The 15,408-nt window shown below is 63.4% G+C and carries 15 protein-coding genes; 3 read left to right on the top strand and 12 right to left on the bottom strand.

The annotated features are described in order from the left end of the window. The first annotated feature begins 29 nt into the window (after nt 1-29). Both ACGYLI_RS09125 and ACGYLI_RS09120 read left to right on the top strand, forming a co-directional pair. The gene (locus ACGYLI_RS09125; RefSeq protein WP_394418952.1) at nt 30-563 is read left to right on the top strand and encodes a TetR/AcrR family transcriptional regulator; all 534 of its coding nucleotides are present in this window, start codon (nt 30-32) and stop codon (nt 561-563) included. Nucleotides 564-581: 18 nt separating this feature from the next. Further along, on the top strand, nt 582-1,517 hold the full coding sequence (locus tag ACGYLI_RS09120) for a DMT family transporter (RefSeq protein ID WP_394418951.1): 936 nt from the start codon (nt 582-584) through the stop codon (nt 1,515-1,517). A 14-nt stretch (nt 1,518-1,531) separates the two neighbouring features. On the opposite strand, the gene ACGYLI_RS09115 is transcribed toward ACGYLI_RS09120, so the two are convergent. From ACGYLI_RS09115 to ACGYLI_RS09085, 7 genes are all read right to left on the bottom strand, one after another. Continuing rightward, nucleotides 1,532-2,497 (bottom strand): 2-hydroxyacid dehydrogenase, encoded by a 966-nt coding sequence (locus ACGYLI_RS09115; protein WP_394418950.1) that lies wholly within the window; start codon nt 2,495-2,497, stop codon nt 1,532-1,534. 3 nt (nt 2,498-2,500) lie between these two features. Continuing rightward, nucleotides 2,501-2,662: a hypothetical protein gene (locus tag ACGYLI_RS09110; RefSeq protein WP_169306085.1), complete on the bottom strand. Its 162-nt coding sequence runs from the start codon at nt 2,660-2,662 to the stop codon at nt 2,501-2,503. A 10-nt stretch (nt 2,663-2,672) separates the two neighbouring features. After that, nucleotides 2,673-4,028 carry an amidase gene (locus ACGYLI_RS09105; RefSeq protein ID WP_394418949.1) on the bottom strand — a complete coding sequence of 452 codons (1,356 nt, stop codon included), beginning with the start codon at nt 4,026-4,028 and terminating at the stop codon, nt 2,673-2,675. Next, nucleotides 4,018-5,436, bottom strand: a complete 1,419-nt coding sequence (locus ACGYLI_RS09100; protein WP_394402454.1) for a TRAP transporter large permease subunit — start codon at nt 5,434-5,436, stop codon at nt 4,018-4,020. The genes ACGYLI_RS09105 and ACGYLI_RS09100 overlap by 11 nt, the downstream gene beginning before the upstream one ends. After that, the gene (locus tag ACGYLI_RS09095; protein ID WP_093928097.1) at nt 5,433-6,017 is read right to left on the bottom strand and encodes a TRAP transporter small permease subunit; all 585 of its coding nucleotides are present in this window, start codon (nt 6,015-6,017) and stop codon (nt 5,433-5,435) included. Before ACGYLI_RS09095 ends, ACGYLI_RS09100 begins: the two co-directional genes overlap by 4 nt. 75 nt (nt 6,018-6,092) lie before the next feature. Continuing rightward, the gene (locus ACGYLI_RS09090; RefSeq protein WP_067266961.1) at nt 6,093-7,223 is read right to left on the bottom strand and encodes a TRAP transporter substrate-binding protein; all 1,131 of its coding nucleotides are present in this window, start codon (nt 7,221-7,223) and stop codon (nt 6,093-6,095) included. 234 nt (nt 7,224-7,457) lie between these two features. After that, the gene (locus ACGYLI_RS09085; RefSeq protein WP_394418948.1) at nt 7,458-8,405 is read right to left on the bottom strand and encodes an SDR family oxidoreductase; all 948 of its coding nucleotides are present in this window, start codon (nt 8,403-8,405) and stop codon (nt 7,458-7,460) included. Nucleotides 8,406-8,559: 154 nt separating this feature from the next. Here ACGYLI_RS09085 and ACGYLI_RS09080 point away from each other — a divergent pair, with 154 nt between their 5' ends. Continuing rightward, nucleotides 8,560-9,453: an AraC family transcriptional regulator N-terminal domain-containing protein gene (locus ACGYLI_RS09080; RefSeq protein WP_394418947.1), complete on the top strand. Its 894-nt coding sequence runs from the start codon at nt 8,560-8,562 to the stop codon at nt 9,451-9,453. A gap of 25 nt (nt 9,454-9,478) precedes the next feature. On the opposite strand, the gene ACGYLI_RS09075 is transcribed toward ACGYLI_RS09080, so the two are convergent. From ACGYLI_RS09075 to ACGYLI_RS09055, 5 genes are all read right to left on the bottom strand, one after another. Beyond that, entirely contained in the window at nt 9,479-10,618 is a 1,140-nt protein-coding gene (locus ACGYLI_RS09075; RefSeq protein WP_394418946.1) for a M20/M25/M40 family metallo-hydrolase, read from the bottom strand. 69 nt (nt 10,619-10,687) lie between these two features. Further along, complete coding sequence (locus ACGYLI_RS09070; protein WP_394418945.1) at nt 10,688-11,860, bottom strand: M20 aminoacylase family protein; 1,173 nt, start codon at nt 11,858-11,860, stop codon at nt 10,688-10,690. Next, the gene (locus ACGYLI_RS09065) at nt 11,857-13,542 is read right to left on the bottom strand and encodes an ABC transporter ATP-binding protein (protein WP_394418944.1); all 1,686 of its coding nucleotides are present in this window, start codon (nt 13,540-13,542) and stop codon (nt 11,857-11,859) included. Before ACGYLI_RS09065 ends, ACGYLI_RS09070 begins: the two co-directional genes overlap by 4 nt. Before the next feature lie 3 nt (nt 13,543-13,545). After that, nucleotides 13,546-14,433, bottom strand: a complete 888-nt coding sequence (locus ACGYLI_RS09060; protein WP_067266950.1) for an ABC transporter permease — start codon at nt 14,431-14,433, stop codon at nt 13,546-13,548. A 1-nt stretch (nt 14,434) separates the two neighbouring features. Beyond that, nucleotides 14,435-15,376, bottom strand: coding sequence for an ABC transporter permease (locus tag ACGYLI_RS09055; protein ID WP_067266948.1), 942 nt, complete (start codon nt 15,374-15,376; stop codon nt 14,435-14,437). Between the last annotated feature and the right edge of the window lie 32 nt (nt 15,377-15,408).

Here is a 15,408-nt window from a genome sequence, read left to right as displayed (position 1 = left end):
GGTAGAGCGCCCCCTCTACATCGTCAAGCATGACAGATACCAAAAGCAAGATCGCCGCCGGGCTTGAGCGCGCCTTTGCCACGCGCGGCTTTGCCGAACCCAGCGTCGAAGACCTGCGCGATGCCGCGGGGGTGAGCCTGCGCACGCTGTACAAATACACCCCCTCGCGCGCGGAAATGGTGCTGGCGGCACTGGAGAACCGGCAACAACGCTACCTCGCGCTTGTCTTCGGCGATCTGCCCGAGACCCCGACCGAGGCGCTGGAGACGATTTTGGCCCGCGTCGGGCAATGGATGGAGACGGAAACCTCTCACGGCTGCCTGTTCCATGCCGCCGTCGCGGCTGATCCCGGCAGCGAAAAACTGCACGCCTTGCTCTCGCGCCATAAGGCCGAGGTCGCGGCCAAGGCCGCCGCAGCCGCCGATCTGCCGGGTGCGGAAACCGAGTTGCTGTTGATCCTCGAAGGGCTCACACAGACTTGGCCGCTGCGCGGGGCGCAGGCCGTGACTGCCGCGCAGCATTTGGCCAAAACGCTGCTGCGCGATACGCGCCAGCACCAATGACATGCTAGGGACGTTTCCATGATGCAGGGCTACCGCTGGGGCGTGATCGCCATCCTTTTCGCTGCGGTGGTCTGGGGCACGACCGGCACCGCCGCCACTTTCGCCCCCGAGGTCAGCGCCGCCGCCATCGGTGCCGCTGCCATGGGGCTGGGCGGGATCGCGCAGGCCCTCTGGGCCGGTCGGGGCATTCTGAACCAGCGCGCGCGGCTCTGGCAACAGCGCCGCCTGCTGATCATCGGCGCGCTGGCCGTGGCGGTCTATCCGCTGGCCTTTTACGGCGCGATGCGGCTGGCGGGGGTGACGGTGGGCACGGTCATCACCATCGGCTCCGCCCCGCTGCTTTCGGCGCTGATCGAATATCTGCTGGATGGCCGCCGCCTGACCCTGCGATGGTGCCTCGGCGCGGCGGTGGGGCTGATCGGCATGGGGCTGATCTGCTTGGCCGAAGGCGCGGCGCACGATATGGCGGCGGGCGCGCCCTCGGTTCCCTTGGGCGTCTTGCTGGGTCTGATCGGCGGCTTCACATACGCGCTTTATTCATGGAGCGCGCGCCGGATGATGCTGCAAGGCATGGGCTCGACCGTCGCCATGGGGGCGACCTTTGGGCTGGGTGGGCTGTTGCTGATGCCGGTGCTGGCGATCTCGGGCGGGGCGTTTCTGGCCTCTTGGACCAACGCCGCGGTGGGGCTTTATATGGCAGCCGTGCCGATGTTTCTGGGCTATATCGCCTTTGGTTACGGCCTCGCCCGGGTGGAAGCGAGCACGGCGACCGTGATCACCCTGTTCGAGCCCGTCGTCGCGGCGGTGCTGGCCGTTCTGATCGTGGGTGAACGCCTGCCCCCGCTGGGCTGGATCGGCGTGGCGCTGGTGATCGGCTGCTTGGCCGTCATCACCCTACCCGCCCCACGAGGGTCGGGGCGAAACACCCCCGCCCCGCCACCGCGCACCACCTAGAAGAGCCGCTGCCGCTACAGCTGATCCGGCGGCGTCTCGCCCCGGAAAAAATGATCGAGATTGTCCAGCGCCTTGAAGCCCATCGCGTCGCGGGTGGCCACGGTGGCGCTGCCGACATGGGGCATCATCATCACGTTATCATGGGCAGCAAAGGCCGGGTTGCCGCCCGGCTCGGTCACGAAGCAATCCAACCCCGCCGCGCCGACATGGCCCGAGGTGAGCGCGTCGAGCAGCGCCGCCTCATCCACCAGATTGCCCCGCGCGGTGTTGACGATCACGCAGCCTTTGGGCAGCCGCGCCAAACGCGCGGCGTTCATCAGGCCCACCGTCTCAGGCGTTGCCGGGCAGTGCAACGAGAGGAAGTCGGAGACCGCCAGCAGGTCGTCCAATTCGGCGTGATAGGTGGCCCCCGCCTCCGCCTCCGCCTCCGGGTCAAGACGGCGGCGGTTGTGGTAATGCACTTCCATATCCAACCCGCGCGCCTTGCGGGCAAAGGCCCGGCCCACGCCGCCCATCCCGATGATGCCAAGCCGCGCGCCGGAAAGCTGTTTGCCCACCAGCATCGCAGGCGACCACGACTGCCACTGCCCGCTGCGCACCAGCTGATCCCCGGCAACCGCGTGACGGGCCGCCCCCAGCATCAACATCAGCGCCAGTTCCGCCGTGGCATCCGACAGAACACCGGGCGTGTTCGTCACCACGATCCCCCGCGCCTTGAGACTGGGCAGATCGCAGTGATCGACGCCCACGGAATGGTTCGCGATGATCTTGAGCCGGGGGGCAAGTCGGGCCACCACATCGGCGCTGAAATGTTCGGAATGGCAGGGGATCATACCATCGACCCGCGCGCTCATCGCGATGATGTCCTCGGCGCTGCCGGGCTTGTCGTCGGGATCCCAGATCACCTCGTAATCCCGCCGCGCGCGGTCGAGCGTGGCCTCTGACAGCTGCCGGGTGATCCAGATGACGGGTTTACCCATGGCTCAGTCCCGATCTTTCCGACTGGAGGTGAAGAAATCATAGGCCACAAAAGCCAGCGTCACCGCGACGATGATGATCAGGTCGATGCTGGGCACCTCCACGGCGAGGATCAGCAAAAACACCGCAATCGCGGCAAAGGCGAGCAGGGCAAGTAGGCGGTTCATGGTCTCATCCTCATTCAGTTGCACCATCGGCCCGGTCGAAAAGCCACTGGGCGCTGCGCATCAGACGCCCGTCTTGACCGTGACCGCCGACCAGTTGCACCCCCATCGGCAAGCCCTCTTCCGAGGTCATCAACGGCAGGGTCACACAGGGGCTGCCGCAAAGCGTCCAAAGACCGTTGAAAATCGGATCGCCGGTGGTCTCCAACCCACGCGGCGCGGGGCCGGTGGCTGCGGGGCAGAGCAGCACATCGCAACGGGTCAGCAACTCTTCCAGCGCGGCGGTCAGCACCTTGGGCAAGTCGCGGGCCGATTGGTAATCGCGGGCAAGCACCTTATTGCCCGCCTCCATCGCCTCCCGCGCCACGGGTGAGAGCAGCTCGGCCCCGTCGCGCAGATAGGGGTAGAAGTGATAGGCCATCTCGGCAAAATTGATGCGTTTGCGCGCCTCGGCAGCCTCGTTAAAGACCGGCGGCAGGTGCATCTCGAAAGCCTGATCGCCAAGGGCCGCGACCAATTCCTCGAAAGCGGCGTGCAGCTGCGGATCGGCATCCTCCCACCCCGGCGGGCGGACAAAGCCGAAAACCGGCGGGATCGGCGGCGCGCTGGTCGCCTCGGCCAAGAGCGCGGGGGTCGGGGCAAGCTCGGTCGCGCGGTCTTCGGGATCATGGCCAAACAGCACCTCGGCCAGCAGCGCGGCCCCGGCGGGATCGCTGGCAAAGACGCCAATGGTGTCGAGCGAGGGCGATTGCGTCAGCACCCCCCGGCGCGGGATCGCGCCGAAAGTCGGTTTGAACCCCGTGACCCCGCAAAAGGACGCAGGCCGGATCACCGACCCGCCGGTTTGCGTGCCGATGGCCAAGGGCACCATCCCGTCTGCCACCGCCGCCGCCGACCCTTGGGACGAGCCGCCGGGGCTATGCGCCGGATTATGCGGATTGGTGGTCTTGCCCGGATGCATGAAGGCCAGTTCGGTGGTGACCGTCTTGCCCATGATGATCGCGCCTTCGGCCCGCAGCCGCTCGACGATGAAAGCATCGCGCAGCGGCACGCGCCCCTTGTCCTGCGCCGCGCCGTTCTCAGTCGGGATGCTGCGCGTGTCGATCACGTCTTTCAGCCCCACCGGCAGCCCGTGCAGCCGCCCCAGCGGCCTGCCCGCCCGGCGATGATTGTCGAGCGTTCGGGCCTGCGCGCGGGCAAACTCGGGGTCGAACCACGCCCAAGCGCCCACCACCTCCTCGCGCGCCTCAATCCGCGCGATGTAGCTTTCCACCAGCGCCAGCGCATCCAATGCGCCGGTCGCCAAACGGTCCCGCAGTTCGACCACGCCAAGCGCCGCCGGGGCGGTCATCCGTGCCTCAACGTCCATAGAACACCTCCGGCAGGTAGAAGACGATCTGCGGGAAGACATACATCAGCACCATCGACAGGATCACGCAGAAGAGGAACGGCATCACGCCCGCGAAAATCTGCGTCAGACGCAACTCGGGCGGGGCGATCCCCTTGAGGTAATAGGCCGACATGGCCATCGGTGGTGTTAAGAAACTGGTCTGTAGGTTCAGCGCCACGAGGATGCCGAAAAACAGCGGATCAATCTCGAACACCGCCAGCAGGGGCAAGAAGATCGGCACGAAGATGATGATGATCTCGGACCATTCCAGCGGCCAGCCGAGCAGGAAGATGATAAGCTGCGCAAGGATCAGGAACATGATCGGCGACAGGTTTAGCGATTGCACGAACTCCGAGATCACATGCTCCCCGCCGAGGTAGGAGAACACCGCCGAGAAGGTGTAGGAGCCGACGAAAAGCCAGCAGACCATCGCCGTGGTGCGCACCGTGAGGTAGACGCTTTCGCGCATCCGCTGCCATGTCATCGCGCGGTAGATGAAGGCGAGGAAGATGCCGCCCAATGCACCGATCGAGGCCGCCTCTGTCGGGGTGGCGAGGCCAAAGAGGATCGAGCCCAGCACCGCGAAAATGAGGAAGGCCAGCGGCAGGAAGGAGGTGGCGATCATCAGCAACAGCTTGCCCATCGGCATGTCTGGCACCTCATCCGCCGTGGGGCGCGGGGCCGATGAAGGCTGCAACAGCGAGCGCCCGATGATGTAGATCAGGTAGAGGCCAACCAGCGTAAGCCCCGGCAGGAGTGCGGCCGCATAAAGCCGCACGATGGAGACATTCGTCGCCGCCGCATAGACGATCAGCATGATCGAGGGCGGGATCAGGATGCCCAGCGTGCCCCCCGCGCAGATGATGCCGGCGGCAAAGGACGGGTTGTAGCGCGCCTTCAGCATCGCGGGCAGGGCCAGAAGCCCCATCAGCGTCACCACCGCGCCGACGATGCCCGTGGCGGTGGCGAACAGCGCGCAGGTGATCAGCGCGGCCACGCCCATGGAGCCGGGGATGTTCTTGGAGGCGATGTTGAGCGTGGTGAAGAGCCGGTCCACGATATTCGACCGCTCCACGATATAGCCCATGAAAAGGAACAGCGGCACCGCCGTCAGCACTTCGTTCGACATCACCGTAAAGGTCTGGTTCACGAAAAGGTCGAATATTCGGTTGTTGAAGAACCCATCTATCCAGGTCGACCATTGCTCCCATTGGCCGGCCCCCTCGTCCAGCCGGTCGAAACTGCGCCACATGCGGCGCGCGTCGAAATAGGCGTAGTAGCCAAAGCCGATGCCCATGGCCATCAGCGTGAAAGCAATCGGAAAGCCCAAGAAAACAAAGACGATGAACAGCCCAAGCATCATCAGGGCGATTTGCGGATCGGTCATGTGAGATGGCCCTTTTCGGCCTTGTTGGCTTCGCGCATCATGAGGTCTTCGGTCTCAAAGACGTCTTCCTCGGCTTCGAGCCAGTAGTTGGAACGTATGGCGATGAGACAACGGCAGACCTGCGCGATGCCTTGGATGAACAGCAGTATCCCCGCCGCCACGATAATCGCCTTGAATTGGTAGATCGGCACCCCCGCCGGGCTATTGACCGACACCTCGCCGTAGGACCACGAGCGGGCGGCGTATTTCCACCCCGCGAGGATCAACGCCGTGACCCCGGGAAAAAAGAAGATGATGTAGAGCACGAGGTCGATCATGCCTTGGGTGCGCGGCTGGAACAGCCGGTAGAGGAAATCCCCCCGCACATGGCCGCCCCGCGAAAGCGTATAGGCCCCGCCCATCATAAAGAGCGTGCCATACATGATGAAGGACACGTCCAGCGCCCAAGCCGTGGGATTGTTCAGCACATAGCGCACAAAAACTTCGTAGCCCGTGCCGATGGACATCAGCAAAATGAGCCACGCAAAAGCCTTGCCGAACCATGCGGAAAGGTTATCGGCGAACCGAATGAAAGATATCATGATGCCCTCGGTATCTCGCACGAACCCCGGCACGCCATGCGCCGGAGTTCGCGGTGATGTTATGGGTTTGCGGGATCAGAGTTTGATCTTGCCGGGAAAGTAATGCTCGTAAGCAAGCCCATAATCCGGCGAGTTCATCAACTCGTAATAGGCCACGCGGTCGACCCATTCGCGCTGGCTGTCGAGGGTCTTTTTCATGAAGGGATCGGATTCCAGCTCGGGGATCAGCTCATCCCATGCTTTAAGCTGCGCATCCAAGATTTCCTTGGACGTGCGCCGCACGGTCACGCCAGCCTCGTTTTGTAGGAACTGAAGGTCCGCCGAATAGCGGTCCATCGCCTTGGCCGTGTTCGCGGTCGAGGCCGCCTCAACCGCGTATTTCAAGATCGCCTGAAGATCGGGGTCGAGGTCTTCGAGGAACATCTTGGAGAACAGGAACTCAAAGCTCTCGGAGGCTTGGTGATAGGACGAAAGGTAGTAGTTCTTGGCCACGTCCTGCGCGCCGAAGTCCTTGTCCGACGAGGGGTTGTTGAACTCAAAGGCGTCGATCACGCCGCGCTCCATCGCGGGCACGATCTCACCGCCCGGCAGCTGTGCCACCGACATGCCCAGCTTGGCCATCAGATCGGCCGCCAGACCCACGGTGCGGTATTTGAAGCCCTGCAGGTCGTCGACGGTATTGACCTCATTCTTGAACCAGCCGAAGGGCTGGGCGAACATCGGGAAGCCCATGTAGCCCACAACGTCGAGGCCCATGATATCCTGCGTCAGCTCGTTATAAAGCTCCTGACCGCCGCCTTGATAGAACCACGACAGCATCGTGGTGGCAGAGCCGCCGAAAACCGGGCCGGTGCCAAAGAGCGATGCGGCCTTGTTCTTGCCGTACCAATAGACGGGCACCGAATGCGCCGCGTCGATCAGACCGTCGTTCACCGCATCAAGCACCTGAAACGCCGCGACGACCGCGCCCGCGGGCAGCACGTCGACCTTCAGACGCCCGCCTGACATCTCCTCGACCCGCGTCGCATAATCGCGGGCGAAGTCTTGCCAGATGTTCGCGTCGTTCCACGACGTCTGCATCTTGATGACGATCGGCGCTTGGGCCAGCACCGCCGGTGCGGCCAGCATGCTCCCCGTCGCCGCCCCCCCAGCAAGTGCGGACTTCGTCAGGAACGAACGTCGATTGAACTTTTTAGTCTCAGTCATGTTTCCTCCTCCCAGAATGGTCGCCCCTTTGCTTACTTGAAATACGCTATTGGTCGGGCGACCCGAGATCAGAGACTAACCAAATGATCTCATTTGGCAAGAATAGTCCGCAAGGGACTCTTCAAGTGCAACTTTATTGTGCAAATGCTTCAAAAATCGACACTCTCCTTCGGCGCGGATGGCCCGCGGATATCGCGCGTTCTGAGCAGGGCGGAGACAGGCCCCACCCGCCCCTCAAACCGCCCAGCGAAAGCCGGTTTCCGCCTCGGACCGTTCCCAGAGCCTGACCATCGTCTCTTTGTCATAGGCATAGGGCTCCAACCTGCCGCGCCCGACCGGGCCGACCATCTCCATCCGGCCTGTGGGGCCATAAAGCGCGCGCTGCTCTAGCCCATCCTCGGTGGCGCACATGACCTCGGGATAGGCGCCGCGCTCCGCCGTTTGAACGATCGGCAGTTTCGACATCAGCCACCAAGTGAACCGGGTCATCAGCCCGCCGCTGGTGCGGATCAAAGAGGTGGCCGAGGCGCCGGGGTGGCAGACATAGACCGCCACGTTCCTCCCCGCCCGCGCGACGCGGTCCTGCAACTCATAGGCAAACATCATCTGCGCCAGCTTGCTTTGGCTATAGGCCGGGTTGGCGCGGTAATTCTTGTCCCAGTTCATGTCGTCGAACTGAATAGTGCGCAGGCCCATCTTGTAGCCGAGGCTGGCCACCACCACGATCCGCCCATTGCTTTCGTCGATCCGGTCAAAGAGCAAGCCGCAGAGCAGGAAGTGGCCGTAGTGATTGGTGCCGAGCTGGCTTTCGTGGCCCGCCTTGGTCAACTGGCGGTTTGGCACCTGCGCGATGGCGGCGTTGCAGATCAGCGCATCAATGCGGGGAATGTCGCGCAGAACCTCTGCCGCCGCGCGGCGCACCGACTGCAAATCGGCGAGGTCCATCTGCACGAAACGCACCCGCGCCGCCGCGCCAAATTCGTCTTTCAGCTTGGCCACCGCCTCTGCTGACCGTTCCGCGCTGCGGTTCAGCATCACCACCGCGGCACCTTTGCTCAGCAAGGTCCGCGCTGCCTGAAATCCGGCCCCCGCATTGGCCCCGGTGATCACGAAGGTCTTCCCCTCTACCCCGTCAATCTGCTCAGGGGTCCAGCCGTGCGCGCCGAAAGTCTTATCTGTCATGGTCTCGTTCCTTAGCTTTATTGAGGCATCGCGCCCCGTTGACCTTGCAGATAAATCTCAGCCCCCTACGGAAATAGACCGGATCGTCGCGATTACTTGCCTGATCCTCTCACAGCCATTGCATAAAACGCTCATGCGGCCCTAATCTCCACGCATGGGCAAAGACCAAATCCGCCATATCATCGAACGGCACAGCCATACCGACGGGCTGACCGAAACCGGCATCAAGGGCGTGCAGTATTTCCGGGCGACCAGCGCGATCCCCTGCGCGCCCGCGGTCTATGAACCCTCTGTCATCGCCATCGTCAGCGGCGCGAAAGAGGCCGTGCTTGACGGTCAGCGCTATGTCTATGACGACAGCCGCTATATGTGCTGCCCGATGTCGATGCCGGTCAAAGCGGGCACGCCAAGCGCCTCGCCCCAGACCCCTCTATTTGGCGTCTACATCGCTCTGGATGCGCGGCTGATGGCGGAGCTTTCGCTTGAAATGGAAAGCGCGGGGAGCCTCCTCCCCCCTGCCCCCGCCGACCTGCGCGCCGAGGGGATTAAACTCGCGGCATGGGACGGGGCTTTCTCCGACGCCCTGCTGCGCCTGCTGCAATTGAGCGAAAGCGAAACCGACCGCGCCGTGCTGGCCGAGGCGCGCCTGCGGGAACTGTACTACGCCATCTTGAAAGGAGAGGCAGGGCTCTTCGCGCGGCGGGCCTTCGGGGCGGGCAATGCCGTGGCGCGGGCCATCTCGCATGTCGCGGCCCATCTCGACGCGCCCATCTCCATCGACGCCATGGCCCAACGCGCGGGCATGAGCCGCGCGGTATTTCACCGCAAGTTCAAACAGGTAACGACGATGTCGCCGATACAATTCGTCAAATCCATGCGCCTGAACAATGCCGCTGTCAAAATCGCAGGCGGCGCCACGGTCAGCGAAGCGGCAATGGCGGTGGGCTATGTCAGCGCCTCGCAATTCAGCCGAGAGTTCAAACGCATGTACGGCCAATCCCCCCGCGAATGGAGCGACGCGCAGCAGATGGCAGCGGGGGTGGTTTAGAGGGGGTCTCCGCCCCCTCCCCACCTCAAGCCGTCAACCGACAGAACAACCCCGCCGCCAGTTTCGCGCGTTCGGTGAGACTGCCGACATAGATATGCTCCTGCAACGTATGCAGACCCTTGCCACGCACTCCGATGGAATCCAGCGTCGGCAGGCCAAGGAACCCGGTGAAATTACCGTCCGATCCGCCCCCGGCAGAGCTTCCGGTGATCTCGATCCCCAGTTCGCCCCCAATCTCCTGCGCGAGCTTCAGCATCGCCATCGTGCCGGGCTGGTCGGGCTCCCAAACCGGGCGGGTGACGCCGCGGCGGATTTCCATGATCACATCGCCTTCGTCCGAGTTCAGCGCCATCATCTTTTCCACGCCTGCGTCGAGCTGCTCTTGTGTTTTTGCCATGGTGAGCACTTCGGCATCGCAGACCGAGGACACGCAGTTGACCCATTGGCCCGCGTGAAAGACTCCGAGCGAGAAGGTGCAATCCTCGGTGGTCATGCCTTCGATCGTGCCCACGGCCTTGGCCATCTCCGCGATGGCCGAGCGGCCTTCGGAGAGCGCCCAGCCCGCGTGGCTGGGGCGCCCCCGGGTCTGGAGGTTGAATCGCGCGATGGCGTAGCGCCCGATCACCGCGCCGCCGTCGGGGCGGGCAGGTTCGGGGACGAGGATGTATTTATGGCGCTTCGCCTCTTCTTCGATCAGACGGCGGGTGGCGGGGGTGCCGATCTCCTCATCCGGGGTGAAAAGCACCGTCACCGGCAGCGGCGTCTCGACCCCGGCGGCCTGTAGCTTGCGCAGCGCATCGAGGTAGACGTAATTGCCGCCCTTCATGTCCATCAGACCGGGACCGTAGCAGATATCGCCTTCGCGTTTATAAGGCAGGCTCGCCAAGGTGCCGAGGGGGTGAACCGTGTCCATATGACCCAAAAGCAGAATGCCCCCCTCGCCCGCGCGGGGATGGGGCATTTCAGCGCGCAGGCTGTCGCCCAGCCCCATCGGGCTTGGAATACGTTCCGTCCGCGCGCCCAAGACCGCCAGATCGTGCTGCGCCACATCCATCATCCGGTTCACCGCCGCCCCGTCGAATGTGGGGCTTTCAGTTTCGATCCATGGGCGCAGCCCGGTGAGCATCTCTTCGGTATCAAAAGGCAGATCGAGCGGGTTGGTCATGTTCAATATCCTTTCCTCCGCCGCGCGACAGCGGGCGGTTGGCTTAAATTAAATGATTGGCGCAAGGGCCTAGCCGCCGACCTTTGGCAGGCGCGTCTCGACAATCCGCGCGTAGATCGAGGCACCGACAGGCAAAATGGCGTCGTCCAGCACGAAGCCGGGGTTGTGCAAAGGCACGCTGCCCGCATGGCCCACGCGGCAATAGGCCCCCGGCACGACCTTCAGCATATCGGCAAAATCCTCCGACCCGCTGGCCTGTTCGGTCGAGACATGGGCGTTCTCGCCGCCCACCACGCTGGCCGCTGCTTCGACATAGGCGGTGGTCAGTTCGGGGTCGTTCATCAACACGTCAAAGACATTGCGGATGTCGACTTCGATCTCGATCCCATAGGCGCTGGCCATACCGGCGCAGAGTTCGCGCATCCGGGCCTCGGCCATTTCGATCACATCCTCATGGAAATAACGGATCGTGCCCGCAATACTGGCGGTATCTGGCACCACGTTATAGGCCGAGCCCGCGTTGAATTTGGTCACCGAAAGCACGATCGGCTTGGTCGGCGGGGTGTTGCGGCTGACGACCGATTGCAACTGCTGCACCAGCGCCGTGCCGATGACGATGGGATCGCGCGACTGATGCGGCATGGCGGCGTGGCTGCCGGTGCCTTTGACTGTGATATCGAAAAAGGCCGCCCCCGCCATCGCCGCACCGGGGGTGACATTGACCACGCCCGGCTCTGCATTCGGATCGTTGTGCATGCCGTAGATTTCGTCGCAAGGGAATTTCTCGAAGAGCCCCTCCTCCAGCATCCGGCGCGCGCCGCCCAAGCCTTCCTCGGCAGGTTGAAAGATCAGCACCACGGTGCCGTCGAAATCACGGGTTTCCGCCAGATAGCGCGCTGCGCCCAAGAGCATGGTGGTGTGGCCGTCATGGCCACAGGCATGCATCCGCCCGGGGTTGGTCGAGGCATAGGGCACGCCGGAATCTTCGACAATCGGCAGCGCGTCCATATCCGCGCGTAGCCCGACACGGCGGTTGCCACCGCCCGCGCCCTTGATGATGCCGACAACCCCGGTGCCGCCCAGCCCTTCATGCACCTCGTCCACGCCATAGGCGCGCAGCTTTTCGGCCACGATGCCCGCGGTGCGGACCTCTTCGAACCCCAGTTCGGGATGGGCGTGGATATCTTGGCGGATGGCGGTGAGATCGGCGGCAAAGGCTTCGATCTTGGGAAGGACGGTCATGCGGTGGCTCCTGTCGTCATGGTGGCGCTGCCGAGCGCGCGGTAGTTAGCAAAATCCCAATGGCGGCCCGGGGCCGCTTCGATCAGGTTGCGTGTGTAGTCGTGATGCGGGTTGGCCAGCACATCGCCCGCAGGGCCGTATTCAACGACCTGCCCGCGCTGCATGACCAAGACCTCGTCACAAATCTGCGCGGCGACCCGCAGGTCATGGGTGATGAAAAGCATGGCCACGCCGAACTTCTCTTGGATGTCATCCAAAAGGTCGAGCACCTGCGCCTGCACGCTCACATCAAGGGCCGAGACGGCCTCATCCGCGACCAGCAGATCGGGCTTCATCGCCACCGCCCGCGCGATGGCGATACGCTGGCGCTGCCCGCCTGAGAATTGATGCGGATAGCGGTCGAGTGCATCGCGCGGCAGGTCCACCAATTCCATCAGTTCAGCCGCATGGCGCATCGCCTCTTCGCGCGGGGTGCCGAAGTTGATCGGGCCTTCGCAAAGGCTGCGCGCCACGGTCCAGCGCGGGTTAAGCGAGCGGTAGGGGTCTTGGAACACGATTTGCAGATGTTTGCGGTGATCGCGCAGCTGACGACGCGAAAGCTGCGCGATCTCGGTCCCCGCCACGTTGACACTGCCCGCTGTCGGGTCGATCAGCCGCATGATGGCCCGCGCCACGGTGGATTTGCCTGAGCCGGATTCGCCCACGATGCCCAGCGTCCGCCCCGGTTTGATGGTAAAGCTGACATCCTGCGCGGCTTTCACACCCTCGTTGCGGCGCAGGAAACCGCCGCCGCCATAGGTCATGTCGAGCCCGGCCACACGCACCACTTCGCTTTGCGATGCCGCCGCCCTTGCGGGCCGCGGGGTGAGGTTGGGCACGGCGGTCAGCAGAGTGCGGGTATATTCCTTCTCCGGCTTGGTCAGCAGCTTTTCAATTGGCGCGCGTTCGACGATCTTACCCTGCTGCATCACCGTCACGGTATCCGCGATCTCGGCCACCACGCCCATGTCATGGGTGATGAAGAGGACGGCGGTGCCATGGCGCTCTTGCATCTCGGCGATCAGCTTGAGGATTTGCAACTGCGTCGTCACATCCAGCGCCGTTGTCGGCTCATCCGCGATCAGCAGATCGGGGTCGAGGATCAGCGCCATGGCGATCATGATGCGCTGGCGCTGCCCGCCCGAAAGCTGGTGCGGAAAGGCCGAGAAGATGCGGTTCACATCCGGCAGATGCACCTGATCCATCATGTCGAGCGTGCGTTTCTTGGCCTCGGACTGGCTGAGATCACTGTGCATGTTCAGCACTTCCATGATCTGTTCGCCCACCCGCAGCACCGGGTTCAACGCGGTCATCGGCTCTTGAAAGATCATCGCGATGCGCCGCGCGCGCAGCTGGCGCATTTGCGCATGGCTGGCGCTGGTGATCTCGAAATCGTCCAGCGTGATGCTGCCGCTTTGCACCTCCAGCGCCGATTTCGGCAGAAGCCCCATGGCCGCGAGCGAGGTTACGGATTTGCCTGAGCCAGATTCACCCACCAAGCAATGCGTCTCGCCCGCGCGGATGGTGAGGTCGATCCCGTCGATCACCGGCTTGGCCTGTGGCCGCCCGGCAAGCCCGATGCGCAGGTCGCGCACTTTGAGCACCTCACGCGCGTCGGAGAAGTCTTTGGTCTTGAACTGCATCTCTCAGCCCTCCCGTTTCTTCATGCGCGGGTCGAGCAGATCGCGCGCGGTATCGCCCAAAAGGTTGATCGACAGGATGCAAAGCGACAGCAGCAGCCCCGGCCAGAAGATCAGCCCCGGCTTGATCTGGAAATAGGTCCGCCCCTCGGCCATGATGTTGCCCCACGTGGGGATCTCGGTGCTGACGCCCGCGCCGAGGAAACTCAGGATCGCCTCGATCAGGATCGCCGAGGCGCAGATATAAGTGCCTTGGACGATCAGCGGTGCCATGGTGTTGGGCATCAGGTGCTGGATCAGGATCTTGGGCATCGACGAGCCGAGCGCGATGGCCGCCTCCACATAGGGTTCCTCCCGTGCCGACAGCACGACCGAGCGCACCAGCCGCACCACGCGGGGCACCTCCGGCACCGTAATGGCGATGATGACCGAGCCGAGCGACGGCCCGTTCAGCGCCACGAGGGCAATCGCCAGAAGGATCGCGGGGATCGCCATCAGGCTGTCCATGATCCGCATGATGATGCCATCCGCCACCCGAAAGAAACCAGCGACAAGGCCGATGGCCAAGCCGATAGCAACGCTGACCAAAGCCGCCCCGACCCCGATCAGCAGCGACACGCGCCCGCCGGTCATCACCCGCGAGAACGTATCGCGGCCATAGGGGTCGGTGCCCAAAAGATACTCTTCGGAAGGCGGCTTGAGCCGCGCGGCAGAGTTCATCGCCAGCGGGTCATATGGCACGTAAAGCGGTGCCAAGATCGACGCCAGCACGATGGCCAGGAGGATAAGCGCCGCCAGCAGCGGGCCGATACCGACCCTTGCGCCCGCAGGCAGGGAAAGCAGTCCGGTCAGCACCTGAAAGGCGCTGTGACGGGATTGGGGTTGCTCGATCATGTCAGTACCGGATCCTTGGGTCGAAGAATGAATAGGAGACGTCAACCAAGAGGTTCACGAAGACGTAGATGCCCGCCGTCAGCAGGATCATCGCCTGAATGACGGGGTAGTCGCGCGCGAGGATCGCATCGACCGTAAGCCGCCCGATGCCGGGGATGTTAAAGACGCTTTCCGTCACCACCACGCCCGAGATCAGCAGCGCGAAACCAGTGCCGATGATGGTCAGGATCGGCACGGCGGCATTGCGCAGCGCATGGCGAAACAGCACGACATTCTCGCGCACGCCCTTGGCCCGGGCGGTGCGGATGTAATCTTCGCCCAGCACTTCGAGCATGGAGGCCCGCGTCATCCGCGCGATAAGCGCCACATAGATGGTGGCCAGCGTGAGCGAGGGCAGAATGGCGCGCGAGAAGAACGGCCCGATGCCCTCCGAAGGCGCCTTGTAGCCTTGCACCGGCACCCAACGCAGTTCGATCGCGAAAATTTGGATCAGGATATAGCCGATCACGAAGACCGGCACCGAAAAGCCCAGCACCGAGAAGGACATCACCAGAAAGTCGACCCAAGTGCGGTGACGCCATGCGGCGATCACGCCCATCGGCACCGCCAGCAGGACAGAGATGGTGATGGTCATCAGCGCGATGTTGATGGTCGGCCCCAGCCGGTCGCCCAACATGCCCGCCACAGAGGTGTTCGACAAAAGCGAGACGCCCAGATCGCCGCGCAGCAATTGCCCGATCCATGTGAAGAATTGTGTCAGCAGCGGATCGTTCAGACCCAGACGGTCACGGATCCGTTCAAGCTGTGCGGGGGTGGCGGCATCGCCGGCGAGAATGGCTGCCGGATCACCGGGGGTGAGACGCAGCAGGAGGAAGACGAAGATGGCGACGATCAGCATGACCGGGATCGTGGCCAAGACGCGCTTCAGGATATAGACGAGCATTTTCCGGAAGGTCCCTTTCGGCGGAAAGAAGG

Origin of the sequence: Sulfitobacter sp. 1A13421 (assembly GCF_043557285.1) — a bacterium.
GTDB lineage: Bacteria > Pseudomonadota > Alphaproteobacteria > Rhodobacterales > Rhodobacteraceae > Sulfitobacter > Sulfitobacter faviae.
This window is presented reverse-complemented; position numbering and strand designations above follow the sequence as displayed.

Bases quoted from the DNA above. Each gene is read 5' to 3' on its own strand.
- ACGYLI_RS09120 (WP_394418951.1), top strand. From the start codon at position 582: ATGATGCAGGGCTACCGCTGGGGCGTGATCGCCATCCTTTTCGCTGCG.
- ACGYLI_RS09110 (WP_169306085.1), bottom strand. From the start codon at position 2,662: ATGAACCGCCTACTTGCCCTGCTCGCCTTTGCCGCGATTGCGGTGTTT.
- ACGYLI_RS09060 (WP_067266950.1), bottom strand. From the start codon at position 14,433: ATGATCGAGCAACCCCAATCCCGTCACAGCGCCTTTCAGGTGCTGACC.
- ACGYLI_RS09105 (WP_394418949.1), bottom strand. From the start codon at position 4,028: ATGGACGTTGAGGCACGGATGACCGCCCCGGCGGCGCTTGGCGTGGTC.
- ACGYLI_RS09115 (WP_394418950.1), bottom strand. From the start codon at position 2,497: ATGGGTAAACCCGTCATCTGGATCACCCGGCAGCTGTCAGAGGCCACG.
- ACGYLI_RS09125 (WP_394418952.1), top strand. From the start codon at position 30: ATGACAGATACCAAAAGCAAGATCGCCGCCGGGCTTGAGCGCGCCTTT.
- ACGYLI_RS09095 (WP_093928097.1), bottom strand. From the start codon at position 6,017: ATGATATCTTTCATTCGGTTCGCCGATAACCTTTCCGCATGGTTCGGC.
- ACGYLI_RS09055 (WP_067266948.1), bottom strand. From the start codon at position 15,376: ATGCTCGTCTATATCCTGAAGCGCGTCTTGGCCACGATCCCGGTCATG.
- ACGYLI_RS09070 (WP_394418945.1), bottom strand. From the start codon at position 11,860: ATGACCGTCCTTCCCAAGATCGAAGCCTTTGCCGCCGATCTCACCGCC.
- ACGYLI_RS09100 (WP_394402454.1), bottom strand. From the start codon at position 5,436: ATGACCGATCCGCAAATCGCCCTGATGATGCTTGGGCTGTTCATCGTC.
- ACGYLI_RS09065 (WP_394418944.1), bottom strand. From the start codon at position 13,542: ATGCAGTTCAAGACCAAAGACTTCTCCGACGCGCGTGAGGTGCTCAAA.
- ACGYLI_RS09090 (WP_067266961.1), bottom strand. From the start codon at position 7,223: ATGACTGAGACTAAAAAGTTCAATCGACGTTCGTTCCTGACGAAGTCC.
- ACGYLI_RS09085 (WP_394418948.1), bottom strand. From the start codon at position 8,405: ATGACAGATAAGACTTTCGGCGCGCACGGCTGGACCCCTGAGCAGATT.
- ACGYLI_RS09080 (WP_394418947.1), top strand. From the start codon at position 8,560: ATGGGCAAAGACCAAATCCGCCATATCATCGAACGGCACAGCCATACC.
- ACGYLI_RS09075 (WP_394418946.1), bottom strand. From the start codon at position 10,618: ATGACCAACCCGCTCGATCTGCCTTTTGATACCGAAGAGATGCTCACC.